The following is a 23848-nucleotide window of genomic DNA, read 5'->3' as shown; positions in this document are numbered from 1 at the left end:
TTAGTCGGAAGTCCGAAAGTCCGGAAGTCCGAAAAGTTTGGAAGAAAATGAGCAGCAAAAAAAATCCTGATAGTATTACACTACCAGGATATATCTTTCGGACTTTCGGACTTCCAACTTTCGGACTATTTTCCTTTCTTCGCCTGTATTTGTTGCTGCTGGCGCATCATTTCTTCCATTTTAGCAGCGAAGCCTGATTTTTTCTTTTTAGGATCATCGGGTTTCTTCTTGTTCTCCTGTATCTGGGCATGTATCTTTTTATCATCAACCATCAGCCTGATCATATATTGCTGTGCAAATGTCAGCATGTTGGCCAAAAAGTAGTAGTAGTTTAAGCCTGATGGATAGCTGTTTAACGTGGCCAGGAAAATGATAGGGGTTATATACCCTATATATTTCATTTGCCCGGTAGCGCCAGATATCTGATTATTAAAATAAGTGTATATCAATGTAGATATGGTCATCAGCAAACACATTAAGCTGATGTGGTTACCAATAAAAGGGATCTTTCCAAAAGTAATTACCGCATCGTAGGTCGAAAGATCATGCATCCACAAAAAGCTTTCGCCCCTAAGCTCAAACAAGCTTGGAAAAAAGCGGAAGAAGGCGATCACTATCGGCATTTGTATCAGCAGCGGCAAGCAGCCTCCCAGCGGGTTTACCCCTGCTTTTTTGTAAAGCTTTAAATATTCCTGTTGTAAAAGGGTGGGGTTATCCTCGCCAACCTTACCTTTTATCTCGTCCATTTCCGGTTTAAGCACACGCATTTTAGCCATGCTCAGGTACGATTTATAGGTAAGCGGCGCTAACACCAGCTTAAGTACAATGGTTAATATCAAAATGATGATACCATAGTTCCAGTTAAACTTATTTAAAAAGTTAAACAGTGGTAATACAGCAAACTGGTTGATGTATTTTAACGGCCCCCAGCCCAGGTTAACCAGCTTTTGCAGGTCGTAGCCCTGATCTTTAAGCGTATTAAAGCGGTTAGGGCCAAAGTAAAATTCAAGCGGGGCCGAGCCATCGGCGTTGCGGTTAAGCGTAAGGTCGGCCTTCATTTGTTTTACGTCGGCGGTGTCGGCCACGTCGGTAGCAACGTTTAGGTCAGATTTTGTTATGCCGCCCTTGGCGATGAGCACATTCGAAAAGAAATGCTGTTTAAAGGCAACCCACTGTAGCTTTTTATCTGTAATCGATTTCTGATCGTCCTTAGCCTCGCTTAAGTAATCTACTTCGTTTTCGGTGTTTTTGAAATAAACAGTACTGTACTGGCGCTCCTGGGCAATGTCTTTTTCCTGCTTAGGCAGGCTTGCAGCCCAGTTAAGGTTATAAACGTTGCTGTTAGCAACAACCTGGTCTAACCCGGTTGACTTTATATTAAGGCCCAGTTTAAAGCCCGTGCCTTTAAGCGTATATATATAATCTATATACTGGGTAGGGCTATAGCTTAAGCGCATGGTAACCGATCCCGAATCCTGTTCTGCAACCTTTAATGATGTTGCGGTAGGGGTAAAGTACAGGTCATTTGTATTCAGGTTCCTGTCGCCGGCCTTAAGGGTTATACCAAACTTATTTGTATTGCCTTCAAACAGTATCAGGGGTTTTTTATCAAAAGTTTTGTAATTTTTTAGCTCGGCGCTAAAAATACGACCGCCTTTTGTCGATAATTTTAAGCGCAGCTCTTTATTTTCGATGGTTACAAATTGCTCGGTGCCTATGGTAGCCGCGCCGAAAGGTGTTTTTAAAACAGCAGAATCAATACCTGTTTTTTTAACGGTATCGGCTTTAACAGCCGCAGTAGTAGACGCTGCTGCAGCCTGTGTTTTGATCAGGCCTTTTTTTATCGAATCCTGGTGAACAGTAAGCTGCTCTTTTTTGATGTCGGCTTCCGAGGGTTTCATAACCCATATGCCAACACCCATGATGATCATGATCAGGAATAACCCTGTAAAAGTATTTTTATCCATTATGTGTGTATCGTACTAAAATTAGTTCTTGCGGGCGTAAGCCAGCGAAGCGGCGACAAAGTTAATAAAAAGTGGGTGCGGATTAGCAACCGTTGATTTTAATTCGGGGTGAAACTGTGCGCCTACAAAAAACGGGTGATTTTTAAGCTCTACAACTTCAACAAGGCCGTTATCAGGATTGATACCCGATGGTACCAGGCCGGCCTGCTCGTAATCTTTCAAATATTTGTTGTTAAACTCAAAACGATGCCTGTGGCGCTCGCTGATATGTGTTTTACCGTAAGCAAGGGCTGCTTTGCTGTTCTTTTTCAGATCGCATGGGTATGCGCCCAAACGCATGGTTCCGCCCTTATTTACAATTCCTTTTTGCTCTTCCATCATATCAATTACCGGATGAGGCGTATCGGGGTTCATTTCGGTGCTGCTGGCGTCCTTTAACCCTAAAACATTGCGCCCAAACTCAACTACCGAACATTGCATGCCCAGGCAAATGCCAAAGAACGGGATATTGTTTTCGCGCACATAGCGTATAGCCTCTATCTTACCTTCAAAGCCACGCTCGCCAAAGCCCGGTGCAACCAATACGCCATGCAGGCCGCGCAACTTTTCGATAGCGTTAACCGGCGTTAACTGTTCCGACGGGATGTATTGTACACGTACCTTGCACTCGTTTTTTGCACCGGCATGTATAAACGCCTCTATAATTGATTTATAAGCATCCGGCAGCTCTACATATTTACCTACCAACCCAATTTTCACTTCGGAAGTAGGGTTTTTCAAACGGCCCAAAAAATCCTTCCAGTTTTCCAGGTTTGGCTCGTTTTTGTGCGATAGCTTTAACTTTGTTAAAACCGTTTTGTCCAATTGTTCTTTCAGCATCAGCAACGGCACATCATAAATCGTCGACGCGTCCATGGATTCGACAACGGCGTTGATGTTAACGTTACAAAACAATGCTATTTTTTTTCTGATATCGGCGTTTATGTGGTGCTCGGTACGGCACACCAATATATCAGGCTGTATACCATACTCAAGCAGCATTTTAACAGAGTGCTGGGTAGGTTTGGTCTTTAACTCGCCGGCAGCGGCTAAAAACGGTATAAGCGTAAGGTGTATCACCAGCGCGTTGCCAGAGCCCGCTTCCCATTTAAACTGCCTCACGGCTTCCACAAACGGTAACGACTCGATATCGCCTACGGTACCGCCTATCTCGGTAATTACAATATCGTAATCGCCGGTTTCGCCCAGTATGCGCATGTTGCGTTTTATCTCGTCGGTAATATGGGGTACAACCTGTACGGTTTTACCAAGGAATGCGCCTTCGCGTTCGCGGTTAATAACGTTTTGGTAAATGCGGCCGGTGGTAATATTATTGGCCTTTGAGGTAGGCGTGTTTAAAAAACGCTCGTAGTGGCCAAGGTCAAGGTCGGTTTCGGCGCCATCCTCGGTAACATAGCATTCGCCATGCTCGTAAGGGTTTAAGGTACCCGGATCAATGTTAATGTAAGGATCGAATTTTTGGATGGTGACGCGGTAGCCGCGCGCCTGTAAAAGTTTAGCTAATGAGGCCGAAATAATGCCTTTTCCTAACGATGAGGTAACTCCACCCGTAACAAAAATGTATTTAGTCATGATTTTTTGAAATCCGGTAAGCGGTTTTTATGCCGAAACCAATTGTTTGTGTACGGGATACAAAAGTAGTAATTTTTGCGGTATTTGCAGGCTTAAGTTATAAATGTTGAAAAGGTTTTGGTTATTGAAAGTTAAAGCGGCTTACTGTCAGAAGGCTGTATATAAGTATAAATGAAGTGTTCACGTTCGCGCCACGTGAACACCGTGAACAAACGTGAACGCTTGATAATCAGCATTATGAGAATATTGGTGACACAACAACGTCACTACGTTTATTATCTGTGATTATTACATTGACAATATTTCCGCCGTTGTTGGTGTTGTCACCGACAACCTTTAGGACAGTTTTGAAACGCAAAGCCTTAATGCATGGCGGGTTGTTGGTGACAACACCAACAACGGCGAAAGGGTGAATTTATACCTGCGTTATTCTTTAATCCGGATGGTTTTAAAGGCTTTTAGAGCCAACTCTTGATCGGCGGCAGATAAACCAAAACCAACCAGGTTAAACGTTACGTTTGAGTTGCGGCCTTTAATGTATATCCCTGTAATGCCTTTAACTGGGGTTTTAGGCCAAATTGTTTTGATAATGTATTTATCAGTAGTATCTATAAGTATACTATGCATCTTTATTTTGGCCGGTATTTCAATCGGAATGTAAACGATACTGTCTTTGTAAATTACTTCGGCAACGTAATCTGCTTTTGGATATTTAACTTTTTCTGATTCGTTTGACTTTCTGACGAATTTGACTTTATATACAGGAAATGGTTCCAGCTTTACTTTGGAGGAATCGGTTTCGCCAAGCGTTTTCATTATATCAATTTTCGCTTGCTTTAAATTACTCTCAGTTGTATAATTTATTCCAAGTTTGCAAAAGTAACATTCTCGCATCCATTCTTTTTTGAGGATGTATTCTTGTTCCGCATCTAAAATGTTACTTGCGTATCCACGATCGCTAAAGTCAAATGAAAGCGAAGTTTTTTGTGAAATAACTAACCTTCCTATAAAAGAATCTAAGCCTCGTTCTTCTTTATAAATCCATTTTTTTGGGATGGAAATCTTAAACGCATTTAAATCAAGTTCTTTCCAGTCATCATTTAAGAGAGTACAGGCGAGTAAAAATGGTATCAAAGCAAAGGCGAACCACTTTTTCATAATTTCTCCTTAAAACAACCCGTTTATTTCGCGCTCTATCAGGTTTACAATGGTGGCCATGTCTTCGGTGTTGTTGGCAAAGTCAAGGTTGTCCTTATCAAGCACCAGCAGTTTGCCCAGGTTGTAGCCCTTTATCCACTTGTCGTATTTCTCGTTGAGTTTAGACAGGTAATCTATCCTGATGCCTATTTCATATTCGCGGCCGCGGCGCTGTATGTTGTTAACCAGGGTAGGCACGCTGGCCTTTAGATAAACAAGCAGGTCGGGTGGTTTGATAAATTCGGTGATATTATCAAACATGCTTTGATAATTCTCGTAATCGCGGGTGGTCATCAGGCCCATATCGTGCAGGTTCTCGGCAAAAATGTGGGCATCCTCGTAAATGGTGCGGTCCTGTATAATATTACGGCCGCCTTTCTGAATATCCACTATCTGGCGGTAACGGCTGTTCAGAAAATATATCTGCAGGTTAAAGCTCCAGCGCTTCATTTCGTTATAAAAATCTTCCAGGTAGGGGTTATTGTCAACCGCCTCAAAAAGGGGTTCCCATCCGTAATTTTTCGCTAACATTTCGGTAAGGGTGGTTTTACCGGCGCCAATATTTCCTACAATAGCTATGTGCATATTCTTTTATTGCGATTATTTGTTCATGGTTAACAGATCATAGTTCATGGTCAGGAGGCCACCGCTCAAACACATTAGCTACATCGCTAATATACACTATGAACTATGAACCATCAACTATCAACCATCTAAAAACTTCTGAAACCGATAATTTCACGTACTTCCTTAATGGTTTTTGAAGCACTTTCGCGGGCTTTGGCCGCACCGTACCGGGCAACCTGCCTTAATAAAGGTGCATCGTTGGCAATGTCGTTTATTTTTTCGCGGATGGGTGTCGTCGCGACGATCATATCCTCGGCAAGCTGCTTTTTAAGGTCGCCGTAGCGGATAGCGCAGGTGTTATACAGGTTATCAAAATGTGCCAGTGTATCAGGTGCCGATACTACCTTCATCAGGTCAAAAAGGTTTTGTATCTCCTGAGGTTTGGGTTGGTTTTCCTGTGTGGGACCACCATCGGTAACCGCGCGCATTACCTTTTTGCGGATGGCTTCGGGTGTATCCGAAAGGAAAATGGCATTGCCTTCTCCTTCGCTTTTACCCATTTTGCCTTTACCGTCAAGTCCGGGTATTTTTACAAGGCTCTCGCTAAAGTTAAATGCGTAAGGCTCGGTAAAATAGTCATTTTTATATAGCCTGTTAAAGCGGTTGCCAAATGTGCGGGTCATTTCCAGGTGTTGTTCCTGGTCTTTACCAACGGGCACTTTAGTGGCATGATGTATCAATATATCGGCAGCCATCAAAACAGGGTATGTTAACAGGCCTGCGTTAACATTATCCGGATTGGCGCGTACTTTATCTTTAAACGATGTGCTGCGTTCCAGTTCGCCCTGGTATGCGTTCATATTCAGGTACAAATAAAGTTCAATCACCTCGGGTACATCGCTCTGTAAATATATGGTTGCTTTTTCCGGGTCAATACCGGCCGCCAGGTACTCTACCAAAACCTGTTTGGCAGCGCCATGCAGGTTGGCGGGCGTGGGGTGCGTGGTTAACGAGTGAAGGTCGGCTATAAAAAAGTAGCACTTATACTCGTTTTGCATTTTTACAAAGTTTTGTATCGCCCCGTAGTAATTGCCCAGGTGTAAATTCCCGGTAGATCGAATGCCGCTAACAACAGTTTCCATATAAGGGGCGAAAGTAAGTATTTTTAGCCTCAACCCAAACCCCTCGCCGGGCGGAGAGGCGCTTTTTTTAAAATTCGCACCTGTGGGGCGGGATTCAGAGGGCGGCTAAAACGTCACTATTTTTTCTAATTTTGACGGCGATGAATATGATATTGAAAAAAGTGCACCTTTACCTTTACCAGGGTAGCGTGGCATTTTTTTATTTTCTGTTATGGCCCTTTATGTACTATTTTTCGCGCAAGCCGGAAAGGTATAAGCACCTTAACAGGCTGCGCCGCGTGTGGGGCGTAGTAAGTTCGTTTTGTGTGGGCATCAGGTACCAATATCATTTCGAGGAAAGTATCGATTGGACCCAAACTTATATTGTTTGCCCCAACCACACCTCTAACCTGGATATTACCGCCATGAGTGTGCTGGTAAAAAGCAACTGCTGTTTTATGGGGAAAGAAGAACTGGTAGACGGGGTGGTTACGCGCCTGTTCTTCCGCACGGTAGATATACCGGTGAACCGCGAAAGTAAGATAGCATCTTTCCGGGCATTTAAAACCGCGATGGAGAGGCTCGGAAATGGCATTACGGTTATTATATTTCCGGAAGCAACGATTCCTGACACCTACCCGCCTCATCTGCACCAGTTTAAGAACGGGCCGTTCCGTATGGCTATCGAGCTTAAAGTGCCTATTATCCCGGTTACGTCGGTAAATACATGGAAAATATTATGGGACGACGGTGATAAATATGGCTCGAAGCCGGGTGTATGTGATATATTTGTACATAAGCCTGTTGAAACGGCGCATTTAACAATTAATGATGCTGATGCCCTGCGCGACCAGGTGCACGCAATTATCAGTAAAAAGATCAAGGAACATGACCATAGACGAACAAACGGTTGATAAAATTGCCCATCTAGCCAGGCTGCAACTCGCCGCCGATGAAAAGCAGGCCATGATAAAGGATATGAATAAGATACTGGGCTTTATGGACAAACTGAACGAGGTTGATACAACAGGCATAGAGCCCCTTGTTTACATGACCGAAGGGCCAAACATACTGCGCGAGGATGTGGTAAAGCAGGAAATTACTACTGCCGAGGCGCTGCAAAACGCTCCCGATCATGACGGAAGCCATTTTTTGGTAGCGAAAGTTATTAAGTAGAGTCAAGATATTAGAGGCAAGAATCAAGAAAAAACATTGCTTATATTAGTCTTGGCTCTTGATTCTTAACTCTTGATTCTTTTTTTAAAACGTGTAACATTTTGTACCACTATACTGTCAAAGTAACAAAAACGGAACATGCCCACAGCTACAAAAAAGGAAGAGCCCCTTATAATCATTAAGGATATCGGTAGAAAATACGTTATTGGATCCGAAATTATCCATGCGATAAAATCGGTAAGCCTAACTATTAATAAGGGGGAATTTGTTGCGCTGATGGGCCCTTCGGGTTCCGGTAAATCAACCCTGATGAATATTTTAGGGTGTTTAGATACGCCAACCAAAGGCGAATATATACTTAACGGCATAAATGTTAGCCACATGACTGATAACGACCTTGCCGAGGTGCGTAACTCTGAGATTGGCTTTGTTTTTCAAACATTTAACCTTTTACCACGCAACAGCGCCCGGGATAATGTTGCCCTGCCGCTGGTGTATGCCGGTATAAGCAAAGAGAAAAGGAACGAACGCGCCCGCATAGCCCTGGAGAATGTCGGGCTGGGCAACCGTACCGATCACCGCCCTAACGAACTTTCGGGTGGGCAGCGCCAGCGCGTAGCTGTAGCCCGCGCGCTGATAAACAACCCATCTATTATCCTTGCCGATGAGCCTACCGGTAACCTGGATACCAAAACATCCATAGAAATTATGGGGCTGATGGAGGATATCCACGCAAAAGGCAACACCATTATACTGGTTACCCACGAAGAGGATATTGCCATGCACGCCCACCGCATTGTGCGCATGCGCGACGGTTTGGTTGAGAACGATTATAAGAACGAGAACATTATAACGGTTAGCAAACGCGAACCCGAGGCAATTAATTTAGAAAAGGAATAGTTTTTCATTTTTATATAGACGAAGCCCTTTATGCAAATGCATAGAGGGCTTCATTGTTTACTGTCCCCGCATGCCTTTACCTTTTAGCCGGGTTTGTCGGGCGTTTACGCGCGGCGATATTTGTCGAATCATGTCTGTGACCGATCAGCACTTCAACGCTGCCAGCCTGGCAACAAAATCGGCCAGGTATAAAGTGTGTTCGGGCGTTAGGGGTTTAGGATTACTGATGATGAGCGTATGCTCAAATATCTCCACCACAAAATCAGTTTCCTTTATGGCCATCATTGCGTCTCTAAAGTCCTGTTGCATGGCCAGGGCTGTTTTATACTTATCATCGGTTAATACGTAAAAACGTTTGCTAAAAGGCCTGTCCTCGCTAAAATCAAGCTCTATCGGGAATATCAGTTCCCTCATTTTGTCTATATAGGTTTCGGTACGTATAAATACTCGGCCAAAATCGCGTTTTAAATAAACAAGCCCTACCGGTTGCTGCTCCGTTTGATACTTGATTTTACTTTTAGCCGGATTAGCCAAAGCTTCTATCTCCACAAATAACAGGTAGCTATCGCCACAAATATTTTTAATCGCGAAGGCATCTCTTACGGTGGTTTTATGGTGGTGGTTCAACGCCTCGAACTGCTCCAGTTTAAAATCGATATAACCAGGTACCTCAATCCTGAAATTTTCTTTCAATGCCTTGCAGGTGGCCTCAAAATCATTGATTTGTGCTGCCGAAAGCCCCGTAGTGTCGAATAAAAGTTTACCCATTCCGTATAAATAAAAATCAGACTAAATTTACTAACAGATGTTACAACTACGCAGATTTTGATTATTAACCGCGCGGCGCAAAAAATCTGTAAAATAAACGTATTTTGGGCAATAAATCTCTTATACTAAAAATGAAAAAAATATTACTCCCCGTTATTACCCTTTTGGCTGCCGCACTCGCATTTCAGTCATGTAAAAAAACAAAAAAAGTAGAGGTGGTAAGGGCCATAAACATCAGGGGCTTGTTTACACTAACCGGTAGCGGAAGCACGTTGGGCAAAACCTCCAGCGCGGCCATACAACTTGCGGCCGAAGATGTAAATAAGTATCTGGCCGCTAAGGGCGTGCCATACAGCATAGGGGTAAACGTAAACGATACAAGGCATACTGCCGACCTTGCCGTAGCACATTTTAAACAGGCAAAGGCCGACGGAATCAGCTTTATTATAGGGCCGCAAAGCAGTTCGGAACTCGCCGCATTAAAGCCCCTTGCCGATCAATCTAAAATTATTGTAATAAGCCAGAGCAGTACCGCAGGCAGCCTGGCAATTGCCGGTGACGCGATATTCCGTTTTTGCCCTTCAGACAAAATTGAAGGTGCGGCCAGCGCTAACACCATTTATAAAAGCGGTAAAAAGGGCCTGGTAACCGTTGCGCTTGACGATGCCGGCAACAAAGGCCTGCAAACCTCGGTAGGGAACGCTTTTACAGCCAAAGGCGGCGTGGTTAGCGCTGTAACACCTTACGCTGTTACTACCACAGATTACAGCGCGGTTGTTGCTGATATTAAAGCGAAGGTAGCAGATCTTTCTGCAACTTACGGCGCCGATAAGGTGGCCGTGTACCTGGCATCATTTGATGAAGGCGTGGAGATATTTAAACTGGCCGCAAATGAGCCTTCTTTAGCTGGGGTTAAATGGTATGGTGGCGATGGGTCTGTATTGAGCGCTGCTTTTACCGGCAACGCCGCAGCTGCCGATTTTGCAATAGCCACCGGCTTTTCGTCTCCGTCATTGGGATTACCTGCCTCGTTTGCCGCCAAGTATCAACCGATTATAGATAAAATTAAAGAAAAAACAGGCTTAGAAGCTGATGCTTTCGCGTTAGCCGCTTATGATGCTGTATGGGCCATTGCATATACAATTGAAGCCAATAATGGCGATATCAGCGATTTTGAAAAGCTGAAGTCATCGTTTGTAGAACAGGCTAATTCGCACCAGGGCATTAGCGGCAGCGATGCGCTTGACGAAGCAGGCGACCGCGCAACCGGTACCTTTGATTACTTTGGAATTGTTAAATCAGGCGCTACCTACAACTGGGTTAAAGTTGGCACATCTGAAGATTAAAACAATGGCTGCCGGATATTTTAAATATACACTGCTTTTAACCTGGTTATGTTTAATTGGTTATTCATCCGCATGGGCACAGGATAAAAGCATCGAGGTTGTAAACCGGGAGCTTAGTCAAAGCCGCAAGAAGATAGACTCACTTGACAGGTTGCTGATTGAGGTGCTGGGCAGCAGGCAGCGCGTGGTTCAGGAAATTGGTGTTTATAAAAAGAAGAACAATGTGCCGCCGCTACAGCCGGCGCGGTTTAAACAGGTTGTTGATAAAGCAATTGCAGCCGGTGCTAAAGAGGGCTTATCTGCCGAATTTGTTACCGAATTAATGAACGCCATACATAAAGAAAGCCTGCGCATGGAGGGGGATACCACCAGGCATTAGTAACAGGAACAGGTAAAAGAGGGCCGCTTTAAATCCGGTTCTCTTTTTTAATTTTTTATTCCCACCATTTAGCGTTTTCTACCTGTTTTGCTTTGGCAGACGAAGCGGTGTTGTTATAAGCATCACGCACAGTTTGCCAGCCTGCCGAAAGGTATTTATCAGTTGGGGAAAATTCGCCCGCGCCTATATCAAGCGCCTCGGCGTTGGGAATACGGTAATCACCCCAGTTACATTTTTTAATCAGTTTTTTATTATGGCTTATCCATTGGCCAACAAACTGATTATTTGAATAACCATCCGCATTCTTATCAATATCATCGTAATGCACGGCGTTGTTTTTATCAAGATAAAAGCCAGAACGGAATGTCCCTTTAAATACCCCAGCGTGTTCCTGTGTAGCCGCTTCTCCCAAATTATAGGTTCCGATCAACAGATATTGACCTTTAATGCCTTTGCCTTTTAACTCGTCATCCACTCCGTACGATGTTTGTTTGTATTTGCGGATGTTCGTTATCGTAATGATGCCCTTAAAATCATCAATGTTATTCTTAACCATCGATTTGCCGTAAACCTGGTAAGTATAAGGCGACCCGGGGTCTTTTGTTATAGAGATGATCTTTAACCTGATGCGCTGAAAATTATCGCCAATAAAACCATATACAAAAGCATTATTTGTTACCGTAAACAGCTTTGAATAATCGTAACGGATAAGTTTGCTTTTCAGTTCCGTTGGCGACAGGCGCGTGTCACTCAAATTTTCCTTACTAAATTTTTCCGCTTCGGTTTGCGCGAAAACAACTGTCAGCTGGCACGCTATTAAAATGGTGAGCAGGACTTTTTTCATTGTGATGGTTTGTATGATAAAGATATACAATTTCCAACCGGTTTAAGTGCCCACGATTTAACTGCTTTTAATACTTATATGGCTCCATTTTGCCGCAGCTGCAGGCGCAGTTAGGGTCTGCTGCACCCAATTTTTTCAGGAAGAACTGGTAAAAACCAATACGGTCTTTCATACTGTAGTTATCGTCGCCTTTGTTGCATTCCAGGTCGCCGTTTATGATATTTATGGTCATGCCAAAGCCGGGGGTGCGGCCTTTGGCTTTATCAATGGCATTTGGCTGCCACTTGCCCGTCATAACATCATGGGCCGACGGTTTGTGGGTTTCGGGCGTCATCCAAAAGTATATAGCTGTTTTAAAGGCCACAACAGGGTCGGTTTCTACCAGTCCCGGGTTATTCAGCAGTACCTTTTTGTCGCCGAAGATACAATCAGAAGCGTAACCATAGTTGCCATTGTAGCTTATCTGCATCGGGCCGCGGCCATAATACTTTTGCCCTTTAACCGGTGGGTACTCATCACTATCGCTGATATAAACATTATTGGTGTTATCCTCGTGCAGCAGCATCAGTCCATCAGTATAGCTTTCGTTGCGGCCGTGGCGGGTTTCGTGTGCTATTTGCGCAAAAAAAGCCGCCAGTTCGCGTTTGTTGCCAACAGCATCTTTTTCGGTACAAAAGTTACCATAGTCAACCGTGTAGGTGCTGTCGGGCTTGGCTTTAGCCCATTCCTCGTTCCAGTCGGCATCCTGCCTAACGGTGGTTGCCTTTCCGATAGTTTTATCGGTACGGATGAATTGGTAAACAGATACGGCCCTGCGCGTTACCTGCACCTTTATTTGAGCCAGGTCGTTAACGGCCTGTATAAAGGCCCGGTAAGTGTAAAACTTATCACGCTCAGGGAATAATGCGTTAAACTGCTGCTCGGTCAAAAATGCCGAAAAGTCTGCCTTGGGCGCCGCGGCCTTTGCAACTGGCTGCCTGGCGTTACCGTTACCGTTGCTGCATTTAAAACTGAGTAGCGCCAAAGTAAATAAACATATAAGGGCGGCCCTGCCCGATGATATTATGGGTTTCATAGCTGTAAATTATATATTTGAACAAAACAACGCGACACAAGTTTAGTACAATATGCTGAAACGCTGATACTTTTGTTAAATTGCCGCCATACCATGAAAATATATACTAAAACCGGCGATAAGGGTTATACATCGTTAATTGGCGGTACCCGTGTGCCGAAGCATCATTTAAGAATTGAAAGTTACGGCACGGTTGATGAGCTGAACTCTTATATCGGCCTTATCCGCGATCAGGATATCAGCACGCATGATAAAGACCTGCTTAAGCAGATACAGGACAGGCTGTTTACCATTGGCTCGTCGCTGGCGGCCGACCCGGGGAAATCAAAAATGGTTATACCCGACCTGCACCCAGAGGATATTGAGTTGCTGGAAAAAGAGATGGACAGGATGAACGAAACCCTGCCCGAGCTACGGCACTTTATATTACCGGGCGGGAGCAACACCGTATCGTACTGCCACATAGCGCGCTGTGTGTGCCGCCGGGCCGAGCGGTTATGTGTACACCTTGCCGGCGAAAGCACGGTTGATGAAAAGGTGAATATTTATCTTAACCGCTTAAGTGATTATCTTTTTACCCTGGCACGAATGGTAGGTTATCAACACAAAATACCTGAAAATCAATGGATACCAAGGGTTTGAAAATTTTACAAAAAAATATTGATAATCAATTTAAAAATATTATACTTTTGCGAAAAAGTAAAATTTACCAATTTAATATAAAAACATGTATTGGACACTTGAATTAGCATCGCACCTTGAAGATGCCCCCTGGCCGGCAACTAAAGATGAATTAATTGATTACGCCATACGTTCCGGAGCACCGGTTGAGGTTATCGAGAACCTGCAGGCGCTTGAAGATGATGGTGAGCCTTATGAAAATATCGAGGAGATATGGCCGGATTATCCAACCAAAGACGATTTCTTTTTTAATGAAGACGAGTATTAACACCCTTGTTTCTTCCCGAAAATAATTGAAGGCCCTGCATGCAGGGCCTTATTTGTTTGCGCTACTCGGTACGTAAACTTTTAATGGGATTAACAAGGGCGGTTTTAATTGCCTGTATACCTATGGTAACCGCTGCCACGCTGATTGCGGCCAGACCTGCAAACGCAAACACCACCCAGCTAACCCGGGTATGGTAAGCAAAATCCTGCAGCCACACCTTCATTAGCCACCAGGCGATGGGCATAGCAATAACAATGGCTACAAAAACCAGTTTAACAAAGTTAAAAGATAAGGCAACCGCTATATTGCCTACGCCTGCGCCTAAAATTTTACGTACGCCTATCTCCTTGGTACGCTGTTTTGCGGCATAGGCGGATAAACCCAGCAAGCCCAGGCACGCTAACGCGATCGCCATGCCTGCAAAAATGTTAAGCACCTTGCCCAAGCGGTTCTCAGACCGGTAAAGCCGGTTAAAATCATCATCCAGAAAACGGTATTCAAACGGGCGGTATGGTACTATGGTTTTCCATTTACTTTGCAGCGCGGTAACAGTTTCGGCAATATTATGGCCGCTAAGCTTTACCAGCAGTGTGCCGCCGCGATTTTGCGGAAACAGCACTAATGGTTTTATAGCAGTATGCAGCGATTCGAAATGGAAGTTTTTGACCACCCCGGTTACAAAGCCCGGCCGCGACGCATCCAGGAACATACGCTTGCCAATGGCCTGCTCGGGTGTCCAACCTAATTCGCGGGCAGCTGCTTCATTCAAAATAAAGTGAAACACGTTTTTCTCAAGGTCGTCATTCATTACATCCTTTACGTCCTGCCGGGTAAAATCCCTGCCAGCAATAAGCTGCAGGCCGGTGGTTTTTATAAACTCTTCATCAACATTGTTGGCGGTTACTGCTATTTGTTGATTTTCGGGCATAGTGGCTGACCGCATGTTATACCCGCTGCCTATATTTACAGGGGTATTATTACAAAGCGATACGCTTAATACGTTCTTATTTGCCTTTAGCTGTTCTTTAATGTAAGCCAGGTCGTTAAACATACGCTTCTCCATCGGCAACACCATTACATGTTCGCGGCTATAGCCAAGCTTTTTGTTTTGAATATAGCTTAACTGCTTTTGGATAATTACCGTTGCTACTACCAACACTACCGAAATTGAGAACTGGAATACAATTAACGATTTACGAACCCACTGCCCCGAGCCGGAGTTTTTGAATGAGCCTTTTAAAACCTTAACCGGCTGAAAGTTTGACAGTATCAGCGCCGGGTAGCTGCCCGCCAGCAGGCTGACTACCGCAATTAAACCTAAACAAGCCAGTATAAATGACGGCGACGCCAAAGTGCTTACCTGCAGATGCTTATCTGTTAACTGGTTAAATACCGGCATAAGCAGGGCTGCGGCAACAATGCTCAGGATGGTTGCTATGATGCAAAACAAAACAGATTCGCCCATAAATTGCCAAAAAAGCTGCTTTTTACCTGCGCCTATAACCTTGCGCACGCCAACCTCGCGGGCACGTTCCATTGAGCGCGCTGTGCTTAAATTAACATAGGTAAAGCAGGCAATAGCCAATATCATTAAGACCACCACCTCCAGTATACGTATATAAGTAATACTGCTGTTTGGCTCAAAGCCATCAAACTGCGAGTACAGATGTATGCGGTTAAACGGCTCTAATGTAAAATTAACAGTTGCGCCCTGGCCTGCCATCTCCTTTTGCATAAAGGGCGTAATTTTTTGTTGTAACGGCGCAAATGAATGTTCGTTTTTGAGTAGCAAAAAAGTAGTGTAATTGGCATTCCAGTACGTTTTTTCTTTATCCGGGTTTAACGAGGAAAATGAAGCCAGCAGGTCAAATTTAATTTGCGAGTTTGACGGGCAGTCCTTCATCAGGCCGGTAACCTGGTACAAGCTGCTATCAGACCCAACCTGCAATGTTTTACCAACCGGGTCGGCATCGCCGAAATATCTTTTAGCTGTAGATTGGGTGAGCACCACCTTTTTAGGGCCTTCAAGCGCGGTTGCTTTATCGCCCTTCAGCAGATCAAACGAGAACATATTAAAAAAGCCGCCGTCGGCAAACATAAAGTTCTTCTCGTTTATCAGCTTATTGTTGTACTGTACCAGTATCGGGTAGCTCGCCATCCTAACCGCCTCGCTTATCTCCGGGAAGGTTTGCTTAAATACCGGCGCTACGCTGGAGCTGGTAAAGTTCCCTTTTTTTGATTCGCTGCCGCCGTCAAACTTATACTCCATTATAACGCGGGCAATGCGCTTGCCGTTAAGTTGAAAGTTATCATAGTTTAACTCGTGCTGTATGTACAGGCCAATAAGCAGGCAGCACGTTAGCCCTATGGTTAACCCAAATATATTGATACCCGCAAATGCTTTATTTTTCCAGATATTGCGAAAGGCGATCTTAAAGTAATTTTTAATCATAGCGTATATTGTAGTTATTATTAAACACAAACCGGCAATTACCGTATATTTTACGCTAAGTAAATGCCAAATATGTAAATATTTAATATCCAGTAATTTGCGGATGTTATAGCTAAAAAAACGTTCGGTTTTGATACAAACGGATGTACGTTTATAGCTGTGCCGCACACCAACTCCTTTTTGGAATGATTTTAGCATAATACCTGGTAACATTTACTTAAAAATAAAAACATTAATAATGAGAGGCTTATTGTACATTATTGCAGTTATCCTGGTAATAGGATGGGCATTCGGATTTTTCTACGCAGGTTCTACAGGTATTATTCACATCCTGCTGGTAATAGCTATCATAGCGTTGCTTTTAGGGTTGATAAGAAGAGCGTAAGGACGTTGCAGATATTTGTCAAAAAACATCCCGGGCAACCGGGATTTTTTTATGCGAAAACTTTTTTTACCAACGGTGGTTTATTATTAAACATCTATTTAAACATTAACTAAACACACAACATTATGAGAGGCTTATTGTACATCATCGCGGTAATTTTGGTAATAGGATGGATCTTCGGGTTCTTTGTTAACCATGCCGGCGGTTTAATTCACATTTTATTGGTAATAGCGGTTATCGCTTTACTGTTAGGCGTTATAAGAAGAGCCTGATAATTTTTTGTGACATATTACAGCCATCAGCTAAAACTGATGGCTTTTTTTGTTTATAAGGGCTTCGGCAGTAACGATATCCTCGGGGAAGGTGATCTTGATATTGCTGTAGCTGCCCGGTATCAGCTTAATGGCAACACCGCTTTGTTCTACTACTGAAGCATCATCTGTAAACGCAGCTTGATAAGGCTGTTGATAAGCCTTCTTAAGTAAATTTGACTGAAACGTTTGAGGGGTTTGCACGAGGTATATATGCTCCCGATCTAAAGCGATAGATATCCCGGCGTTTATCTGCCGTATGGAGTCGCGGCTTTTAACGGCCGTTACCGCGGTGCCATTTTCGGCGGCGCATTGGTAAGCCTCATTTATGATATCGCTACTTACAAGCGGGCGTACGGCATCATGTACAGCAATTAAAGTATCATGATCGCTGATGGTATCAACCGCGTTCTTAACGGAATCGAAACGGGTTTGGCCGCCCACAACGACGGTATGCGGAATGGTGAAGTTATGGTTATCGCAAAGGCTGGCCCAGGTGCTGTGGTAGTCTGCGTGCAATGCCAGTATAATTTGAGGCGATGAACCGCTATCGTAAAAGGCCCTGATGGTATGCATCAACACAGGTAGCCCGCAAAGTTCTATAAATTGTTTAGGCAATGCCGACCGCATCCGGCTGCCAGATCCCCCGGCTACAATGATGGCATAAGTAGATTTGAGATTTGAGATTTGAGATTTGAGACCGGACATGCGTAATTATTGATTAGCCAAATCTATAAAACAAAAATGAGATATGAGTTTTAGTCTCATATCTCACTATTTATGGATATGTGATTTTAATCTCAAATCTCATATCTAATATCTCAGATCTAATTTAAATGATCAGCATCGCGTCGCCATAACTATAGAAACGGTATTTTTCTTTTACTGCTATCTCATAAGCGTTCATCACATTTTCGTAACCGCCAAAAGCGCTTATCATCATCAACAGGGTCGACTCGGGCGTGTGGAAGTTAGTGATCATAGAGTTGGCAATGCTAAAATCGTATGGCGGGAAAATGAACTTGCTGGTCCAGTCGTTTGCGGCCTTCAGCGTTTTACCAGCCGATACGGCCGACTCAACAGCGCGCATTGATGTGGTGCCTACCGCGCAAATACGGCTTTTGCGTTCAATAGCACGGTTTACAATATTGGCTTGTTTTTCCTCTATAATAAACTGCTCAGAGTCCATTTTGTGCTTGGTCAAATCTTCAACCTCAACCGGGCGAAAGGTGCCTAAGCCTACATGCAGGGTAACTTCGGCAAACTCAACACCTTTTAGTTCAAGGCGTTTCATTAGTTCGCGGCTAAAGTGCAGGCCCGCGGTAGGGGCGGCAACCGCGCCCTCATGCTTGGCAAATATGGTTTGATAGCGTTCTTTATCTTCGGCGGTAGCCTTGCGTTTTATATATTTTGGCAGTGGGGTTTCGCCCAGTATCTCCACGTTACGGCGAAATTCTTCGTCGGTACCATCAAACAAAAAGCGTATGGTACGGCCGCGCGATGTGGTATTATCTACAACCTCGGCAATCAGCAGGTCGTCGTCGCCAAAATAAAGCTTATTGCCCACACGTATTTTACGGGCCGGGTCAACCAGTACATCCCAAAGGCGTAGTTCCTTGTTCAGTTCGCGCAATAAAAATACTTCAATGGTAGCGCCGGTTTTTTCTTTGTTACCATACATACGCGCCGGGAATACTTTTGTATTGTTCAGGATCATCACATCCTTATCGTCAAAGTAATCTAAAACATCTTTAAATATTTTATGCTCAATTTTGCCCGAGTCGCGGTGTAGAACCATTAAACGTGATTCGTCACGGGTGTCTGCTGGAGAATGTGCAATTAATGATTCGGGTAGATTGAATTTAAATTGAGATAATTTCATGCTTATATATATGAATTTTCAGGGCGCAAATGTACGGATTTTTTGTTATTTTTAACGATTTTTTTAGTATGGCCGCCCGGTTACCATTAAAATCAAAAATAACTGTAACTTAACTGCTTTAACACCGTCTAACCAATACTGTTTTCGGGCAAGCTAAAAATCAATTGGCCGGTACACCGGGTTACATCAAAATAGCGTATGATATTACTAAAACTTATCCGTGAAAGCTTCCTGTTCGCCTTTGATGCGCTCAGGCAAAACAAGCTGCGCACCATGCTGTCGTTATTGGGTGTAACCATCGGTATATTCACCATTATAGCGGTGTCATCCGCAGTGGATACCCTGCGTAACAACCTGCAAAAAAGCGTTGATAAACTTGGTAGTAACAGCATTTATGTGCAGAAGTGGCCATGGGTGGGCGAGGATAATTTTCCGTGGTGGAAATACATGCAAAGGCCTGTGCCAAAGCTGCGCGATTTTGAACAACTAAGCCGCCGCAGCCAAACCGCCAAGGCCCTGTCATACGAAATTAGCATTGATAACCGTACAGTTAAATACAAGAGCAACACGGTTGACGGCGCGCAAATTGATGCCGTATCGCACGATCATGATAAAACATGGAACTTTAACTTCCAGGACGGGCGGTACTTTACCGAGATCGAATCGCGTACGGGAGCCCCGGTTACCATAATTGGCGCCGATATAGCCGATGCACTTTTCCCTGACGGTACCGGTGTGGGCAAGCAAATTAAGATCATGGGCCGAAAGGTTACCATTATTGGCGTATTTAGCAAAGAAGGTAAAGATATGCTGGGTATAACCAGCGATAACGAAATATTGCTGCCGCTTAATTTTGCCAAAAACGTGATTGATATTGAAAGCGAACGCTACAACCCCCAGATAGTTGTACGCGGGCACGATAACCTGAGCGATGTGGAAGTAGAGAGCGAGGTAAGAGGTTTAATGCGTTCCATTCACAGTATACGCCCGGGAAACGAGGATGATTTTTCGCTTAATAAATCAACCATTTTAACCAACCAGCTCGATCAGCTTTTTGGTATCATAAACAAAGGAGGCTTTATTATCGGGTTTTTCTCGGTACTGGTAGGCGGTTTTGGTATTGCTAATATCATGTTCGTATCGGTAAAAGAGCGTACCAACATCATCGGCATACAGAAATCACTGGGCGCAAAAAATTATTTTATACTCCTGCAGTTTTTGATAGAAGCTATCGCGTTATGCCTTATGGGTGGTTTTATTGGCCTGTTCCTGGTTTATCTTGGCACATTGGGCGTGAAGGCCGCGGCCGATATACAGGTAGTGCTCGATATCAGCAATATCACTTATGGCATTGGCATATCGGTTACCATAGGTATGTTATCCGGTATTATCCCGGCTTACTTCGCATCAAGGCTCGACCCGGTGGAGGCCATACGTACCAATTAAAAGAAAATCGGCTTTCAATCTGCGTTTGCTGAAGAGCTGCGCGCTTCGCTAATGGTTCAACAGCGGGGGGCACCATGACAGAAGGTGAGGCAGTCTGAGCTTGTCGAGGATTTACACATCCTGTAAAAGGTTCGGTCGACTCATCAGAAACCTATGTTTGATCAGGCGTTCAGTTCGTCGTCAGCCACCGCTGCCTTGTAGTACTTAAATACCTTACCGAACAATACATCGGGCACAAATGGTTTGGTAAGGTAATCGCACATGCCGGCTTCAAAGGCTTTGCTATGCGTTTCGGGCATGGCATCGGCGGTAAAGGCTATTATGGGTAAATCGGGATAGCTTTGTTTGATAATGCCGGTAGCCTCAAACCCATCCATCACCGGCATTTGCAGATCCATAATGATCATATCATAAGCTCTGGCGTTTGCCATGTCAACCGCTATCTGGCCGTTCATAGCCTCGTCCACATCGGCGTTCCATTTTCTGAGGAATTTAGACGCTACCATCAGGTTCATTTTGTTATCATCAACCACCAAAATGGCCATACCGCTAAGGTCTGGCGGCAGCAAAGTGCCCGGGTGTGCAGCCGCCGTGGGGGCAAGGTCTGCAACTGTAGGCGCCGGCGTAAAATGAATGCTGAAGGTAAACGTTGTGCCTTTACCAACCTCGCTAAACACCTGTATACTGCTTTGGTAAAGTTCTATAAGCCGCTTGGTTATGGCCAGGCCAAGGCCCGTGCCGCCGTAGCTGTAAGTAGTGGTTTGGGGCCCTTGTATAAACGGATCGAACATAACGGGGATGTTTTCGGCGGGTATGCCAATGCCCGTATCGGCCACCGCGAATTTTACAATCACCCCGCTACCGGTAAGTTGCTCTTCTTTTTCAACTTTAATGGTCACCTTGCCCTCGTGCGTAAACTTAACCGCGTTGCTTACCAGGTTTATCAATATCTGCCCCAACCGTATCTGGTCGCCCATTAAAAATTCAGGAATGGTTTCGTCAACTGTCAGTTCAATATCCAGGTTTCTTTCAACTGCTTTAGCGTAAAACGATTGCCTGATATTTTGCGTTAGCTGGTGTATGTTAAACGGCACGTTACTTAGCTGCAGTTTGCCGGCCTCTATTTTATTATAATCTAAAATATCGTTGATAATGGCCAGCAGGTTTTCGCTGCTAAACTTTAGTGTGTTGAGATATTCAAGCTGCTCGGGTTTGGGGTTTTCGTCTAAAAGCAGGTTGGTTGTGCCAATAACCGCGTTCATGGGCGTACGTATCTCGTGGCTCATGATAGACAGGAACTCCGATTTAAAATGCGACGAACGTTCAGCCTGTTCTTTAGCTGATATCAGTTCCTGCCTTACCTTTTGCTGTATGGTTATATCTTCGCCAATGCTGGTGGTCTCCTTAATTTTGCCGTTTTCATCGTAACTAACCGTATTTTGCCAGCTTATAATGCGCAGTTCGCCATTGCGGCAAATAATAGGATTTACATAATGCGCCCGTATGGAGTTGTTTTTGAACCATCCGTTAAGTATATCGCGATGTTCATCGGCGACAAAATGCTCCATCCAGTTCCTGCCCAGTATTTCCATCTGGCTGTATCCAAGCAGGGTTGCCAGGTACTTATTGCAAAATATAACACGTCCGTCGGCATCTAAAGATATTGCCGCCAGCTTTATGGTTTCAAGTACCAGCCGGTATTTATTCTCGGTACGGCGGTAATCAATTTCTGCTTGTTTGCGCTGGGTGATATCCTGCAGGGTACCAATAATTTTGCGTACGGTACCATCTTCGCGGTACATTAATTTGCCGGTGATAACACTAATGTGCTTAATTTTGCCCTTTGGCGTTATAATGCGGTACTCGTACGAAGTGCCGCTGTTATCCGCATTTTGAAACAGGTGTTTTACAATATACTTATCATCAGGATGGATATAATCTAACAGCAGCCTGCCAAAGCGCGATATTGCACCATTGCTGCTGCTTACTTCATAAATGGAGTTTACCTCGTCGCTCCAGGCAAGCATCTTAGTTGTGCTGTCCCATTTCCAGTTGCCTATTTTCGCGATGGTTTGCGCCTCAAGTAACTCGGCCTGACTTATTTTTACGGCCTTTTCAGCGAGCCTGCTTTCGGTGATGTCCTGTATTATACCAAATACACGTTTTAAGAGGCCGTCCTTATCCTGCAACAGATCGCCCCGCAGCACCTTCAGGTATTTTAAATTGCCCTTTGGTGTGATGAATTTATGCTCCAGGCTGTTCTCTGGTACCGAGTTGATGTTTGTAAAATAATTTAAAGCTTGCTCGTAGTCATCCGGATGCACCAGGCTCATGTAATACTCAAACCGGGTTAAGCCTTCGGGTGCGGCATCTATCTCTAATATCTTACATAAACTCTCCGACCAAAAGTTCTCTTTGGTTTCGCTATCGTACCACCAATTACCTGTTTTGGCAATATCCTGGGCCTGCAGTAAAAGGTTCTTATTTTCTATCAGCGCGTCAGCGTGTCGTTTTTGTTCCGAGATATCAGTAACAGAAATTGATATGCGCCCGGTGAATTTGCCTGTTACATCAACCACCGGTGATGCCTTGGCTAAAAACCAGCCGGGTTTGCCGTATATCGCCTCAAATTCTATAGAAGTGCTTTTATTGTGTTTTAACACATAATCGTAAACCACTAAAAACGGTTTAGCCCGGTCGGGGCCAATAGCTTCAACCAGCGTTTTGTTCAGAAACTGCCCGGCTTTTAAGTCGTCGGGGTTATCGGGGCCAAACCATACGTTTATGCACGTGTGGTTTTCGTCGAATTCGAAAATGGTATCGTTTATGGAACTGATAAGCGCGTGCAATTGCTGCTGGCTGTGGCGAAGCTTTTCTGCATTAGTTATCAGTGAGTTGTTTAGCTTAATAACGTTATTAACGGCCTTTTTAAACTGCATTTTATAAGCAAGCATTACCAAAAACCACACATAGGCTATAGTGGTGAAAACGCCTAATAAAATGAATAGCACGCCGGGCGATATATCCAGTTTTGGCGCGGTATAATAGGCTGCTACCACCGCTACAATGTTTAACACTGTGATACCTACAAACTCAACGCGTTTTTTGCAGAACAGCGTTAATGCCACAAATATGGTTATTGAACTAAACACGTAAACATGCGCAAACCCGTTTACCCCCAGCAGCAAAAAATTGTTTACAAACAGGTACGAGCATATGGTAAAGTACACCATGCCTTTAAAAAAGGCCTTATTGTTGCCGTATGATAAACCCAGGGCCACCAGGCAAAAAGCGCAGTTTACCATGCGCAGCAAAAGCGGGTCGTAAGAGTTATGAAAGCACAGGTAATGTAACGATGGGCTGGCTATTAATAAGCCTAATAAAATAAGCCTGTAGATAGTAATGTCGTTTTCAATTAACAGGAGCGCCTTATCTTTAAAAGACATATGTA

22 protein-coding genes are annotated in these 23848 nt (G+C 44.2%); 10 read left to right on the top strand and 12 right to left on the bottom strand.

From position 1 onward, the window contains the following. Positions 1-125: 125 nt before the first annotated feature. From yidC to trpS, 5 genes are all read right to left on the bottom strand, one after another. The gene (yidC, locus tag GWR56_RS19850) at positions 126-1967 is read right to left on the bottom strand and encodes a membrane protein insertase YidC (RefSeq protein ID WP_162432933.1); all 1842 of its coding nucleotides are present in this window, start codon (positions 1965-1967) and stop codon (positions 126-128) included. 21 nt (positions 1968-1988) lie between these two features. Further along, positions 1989-3599 (bottom strand): CTP synthase, encoded by a 1611-nt coding sequence (locus GWR56_RS19845; RefSeq protein WP_162432932.1) that lies wholly within the window; start codon positions 3597-3599, stop codon positions 1989-1991. A gap of 426 nt (positions 3600-4025) precedes the next feature. Next, the gene (locus tag GWR56_RS19840) at positions 4026-4757 is read right to left on the bottom strand and encodes a hypothetical protein (RefSeq protein WP_162432931.1); all 732 of its coding nucleotides are present in this window, start codon (positions 4755-4757) and stop codon (positions 4026-4028) included. Positions 4758-4766: 9 nt separating this feature from the next. After that, on the bottom strand, positions 4767-5381 hold the full coding sequence (locus GWR56_RS19835; protein WP_162432930.1) for a deoxynucleoside kinase: 615 nt from the start codon (positions 5379-5381) through the stop codon (positions 4767-4769). A 128-nt stretch (positions 5382-5509) separates the two neighbouring features. Next, positions 5510-6505, bottom strand: coding sequence for a tryptophan--tRNA ligase (gene trpS / locus GWR56_RS19830; RefSeq protein WP_162432929.1), 996 nt, complete (start codon positions 6503-6505; stop codon positions 5510-5512). A gap of 140 nt (positions 6506-6645) precedes the next feature. On the opposite strand from trpS, the gene GWR56_RS19825 reads away from it, so the two are divergent. The 3 genes from GWR56_RS19825 (at position 6646) to GWR56_RS19815 (ending at position 8560) form a co-directional block, all read left to right on the top strand. Next, the gene (locus GWR56_RS19825) at positions 6646-7398 is read left to right on the top strand and encodes a 1-acyl-sn-glycerol-3-phosphate acyltransferase (protein ID WP_162432928.1); all 753 of its coding nucleotides are present in this window, start codon (positions 6646-6648) and stop codon (positions 7396-7398) included. Continuing rightward, positions 7373-7660, top strand: coding sequence for an Asp-tRNA(Asn)/Glu-tRNA(Gln) amidotransferase subunit GatC (gene gatC, locus GWR56_RS19820; RefSeq protein ID WP_162432927.1), 288 nt, complete (start codon positions 7373-7375; stop codon positions 7658-7660). Before GWR56_RS19825 ends, gatC begins: the two co-directional genes overlap by 26 nt. Before the next feature lie 138 nt (positions 7661-7798). Then, complete coding sequence (locus GWR56_RS19815; RefSeq protein ID WP_162432926.1) at positions 7799-8560, top strand: ABC transporter ATP-binding protein; 762 nt, start codon at positions 7799-7801, stop codon at positions 8558-8560. 144 nt (positions 8561-8704) lie between these two features. Here the strand turns inward: GWR56_RS19815 and GWR56_RS19810 are convergent, their stop codons facing one another. Further along, a complete protein-coding gene (locus GWR56_RS19810) occupies positions 8705-9328 on the bottom strand; it encodes a hypothetical protein (protein WP_162432925.1) in 624 nt (207 codons plus the stop codon). Positions 9329-9459: 131 nt separating this feature from the next. Here GWR56_RS19810 and GWR56_RS19805 point away from each other — a divergent pair, with 131 nt between their 5' ends. Then, positions 9460-10674 (top strand): penicillin-binding protein activator, encoded by a 1215-nt coding sequence (locus GWR56_RS19805; protein WP_162432924.1) that lies wholly within the window; start codon positions 9460-9462, stop codon positions 10672-10674. A 4-nt stretch (positions 10675-10678) separates the two neighbouring features. Then, positions 10679-11053: a chorismate mutase gene (locus GWR56_RS19800; RefSeq protein ID WP_162432923.1), complete on the top strand. Its 375-nt coding sequence runs from the start codon at positions 10679-10681 to the stop codon at positions 11051-11053. A 55-nt stretch (positions 11054-11108) separates the two neighbouring features. Here GWR56_RS19800 and GWR56_RS19795 read toward each other — a convergent pair whose 3' ends face one another. Together GWR56_RS19795 and GWR56_RS19790 are read right to left on the bottom strand one after the other, a co-directional pair. Continuing rightward, positions 11109-11897: a hypothetical protein gene (locus GWR56_RS19795; protein WP_162432922.1), complete on the bottom strand. Its 789-nt coding sequence runs from the start codon at positions 11895-11897 to the stop codon at positions 11109-11111. Positions 11898-11964: 67 nt separating this feature from the next. Continuing rightward, entirely contained in the window at positions 11965-12972 is a 1008-nt protein-coding gene (locus GWR56_RS19790) for a chitinase (RefSeq protein ID WP_162432921.1), read from the bottom strand. Between the two features lie 93 nt (positions 12973-13065). On the opposite strand from GWR56_RS19790, the gene GWR56_RS19785 reads away from it, so the two are divergent. Both GWR56_RS19785 and GWR56_RS19780 read left to right on the top strand, forming a co-directional pair. Continuing rightward, positions 13066-13614, top strand: coding sequence for a cob(I)yrinic acid a,c-diamide adenosyltransferase (locus tag GWR56_RS19785; RefSeq protein WP_162432920.1), 549 nt, complete (start codon positions 13066-13068; stop codon positions 13612-13614). 85 nt (positions 13615-13699) lie between these two features. Then, entirely contained in the window at positions 13700-13921 is a 222-nt protein-coding gene (locus GWR56_RS19780; protein WP_002996718.1) for a DUF2795 domain-containing protein, read from the top strand. 61 nt (positions 13922-13982) lie between these two features. Here GWR56_RS19780 and GWR56_RS19775 read toward each other — a convergent pair whose 3' ends face one another. After that, complete coding sequence (locus GWR56_RS19775) at positions 13983-16571, bottom strand: ABC transporter permease (protein WP_202925351.1); 2589 nt, start codon at positions 16569-16571, stop codon at positions 13983-13985. Positions 16572-16611: 40 nt separating this feature from the next. Here GWR56_RS19775 and GWR56_RS19770 point away from each other — a divergent pair, with 40 nt between their 5' ends. Both GWR56_RS19770 and GWR56_RS19765 read left to right on the top strand, forming a co-directional pair. Beyond that, positions 16612-16758 carry a lmo0937 family membrane protein gene (locus GWR56_RS19770; protein ID WP_162432919.1) on the top strand — a complete coding sequence of 49 codons (147 nt, stop codon included), beginning with the start codon at positions 16612-16614 and terminating at the stop codon, positions 16756-16758. A gap of 125 nt (positions 16759-16883) precedes the next feature. Then, the gene (locus GWR56_RS19765; protein WP_162432918.1) at positions 16884-17030 is read left to right on the top strand and encodes a lmo0937 family membrane protein; all 147 of its coding nucleotides are present in this window, start codon (positions 16884-16886) and stop codon (positions 17028-17030) included. Positions 17031-17060: 30 nt separating this feature from the next. Here the strand turns inward: GWR56_RS19765 and GWR56_RS19760 are convergent, their stop codons facing one another. Both GWR56_RS19760 and queA read right to left on the bottom strand, forming a co-directional pair. Continuing rightward, complete coding sequence (locus tag GWR56_RS19760; RefSeq protein ID WP_162432917.1) at positions 17061-17777, bottom strand: 2-C-methyl-D-erythritol 4-phosphate cytidylyltransferase; 717 nt, start codon at positions 17775-17777, stop codon at positions 17061-17063. 124 nt (positions 17778-17901) lie between these two features. Next, a complete protein-coding gene (gene queA / locus GWR56_RS19755) occupies positions 17902-18951 on the bottom strand; it encodes a tRNA preQ1(34) S-adenosylmethionine ribosyltransferase-isomerase QueA (protein WP_162432916.1) in 1050 nt (349 codons plus the stop codon). A gap of 198 nt (positions 18952-19149) precedes the next feature. On the opposite strand from queA, the gene GWR56_RS19750 reads away from it, so the two are divergent. Then, positions 19150-20397 (top strand): ABC transporter permease, encoded by a 1248-nt coding sequence (locus GWR56_RS19750; protein ID WP_162432915.1) that lies wholly within the window; start codon positions 19150-19152, stop codon positions 20395-20397. Positions 20398-20558: 161 nt separating this feature from the next. Here GWR56_RS19750 and GWR56_RS19745 read toward each other — a convergent pair whose 3' ends face one another. Beyond that, positions 20559-23843 carry a PAS domain S-box protein gene (locus GWR56_RS19745; protein ID WP_162432914.1) on the bottom strand — a complete coding sequence of 1095 codons (3285 nt, stop codon included), beginning with the start codon at positions 23841-23843 and terminating at the stop codon, positions 20559-20561. Positions 23844-23848: the final 5 nt, after the last annotated feature.

Source organism: Mucilaginibacter sp. 14171R-50, assembly GCF_010093045.1.
GTDB lineage: Bacteria > Bacteroidota > Bacteroidia > Sphingobacteriales > Sphingobacteriaceae > Mucilaginibacter.
The sequence above is the reverse complement of the archived record's forward strand: the minus strand, read 5'-3'. Positions and strand labels throughout refer to the sequence as shown.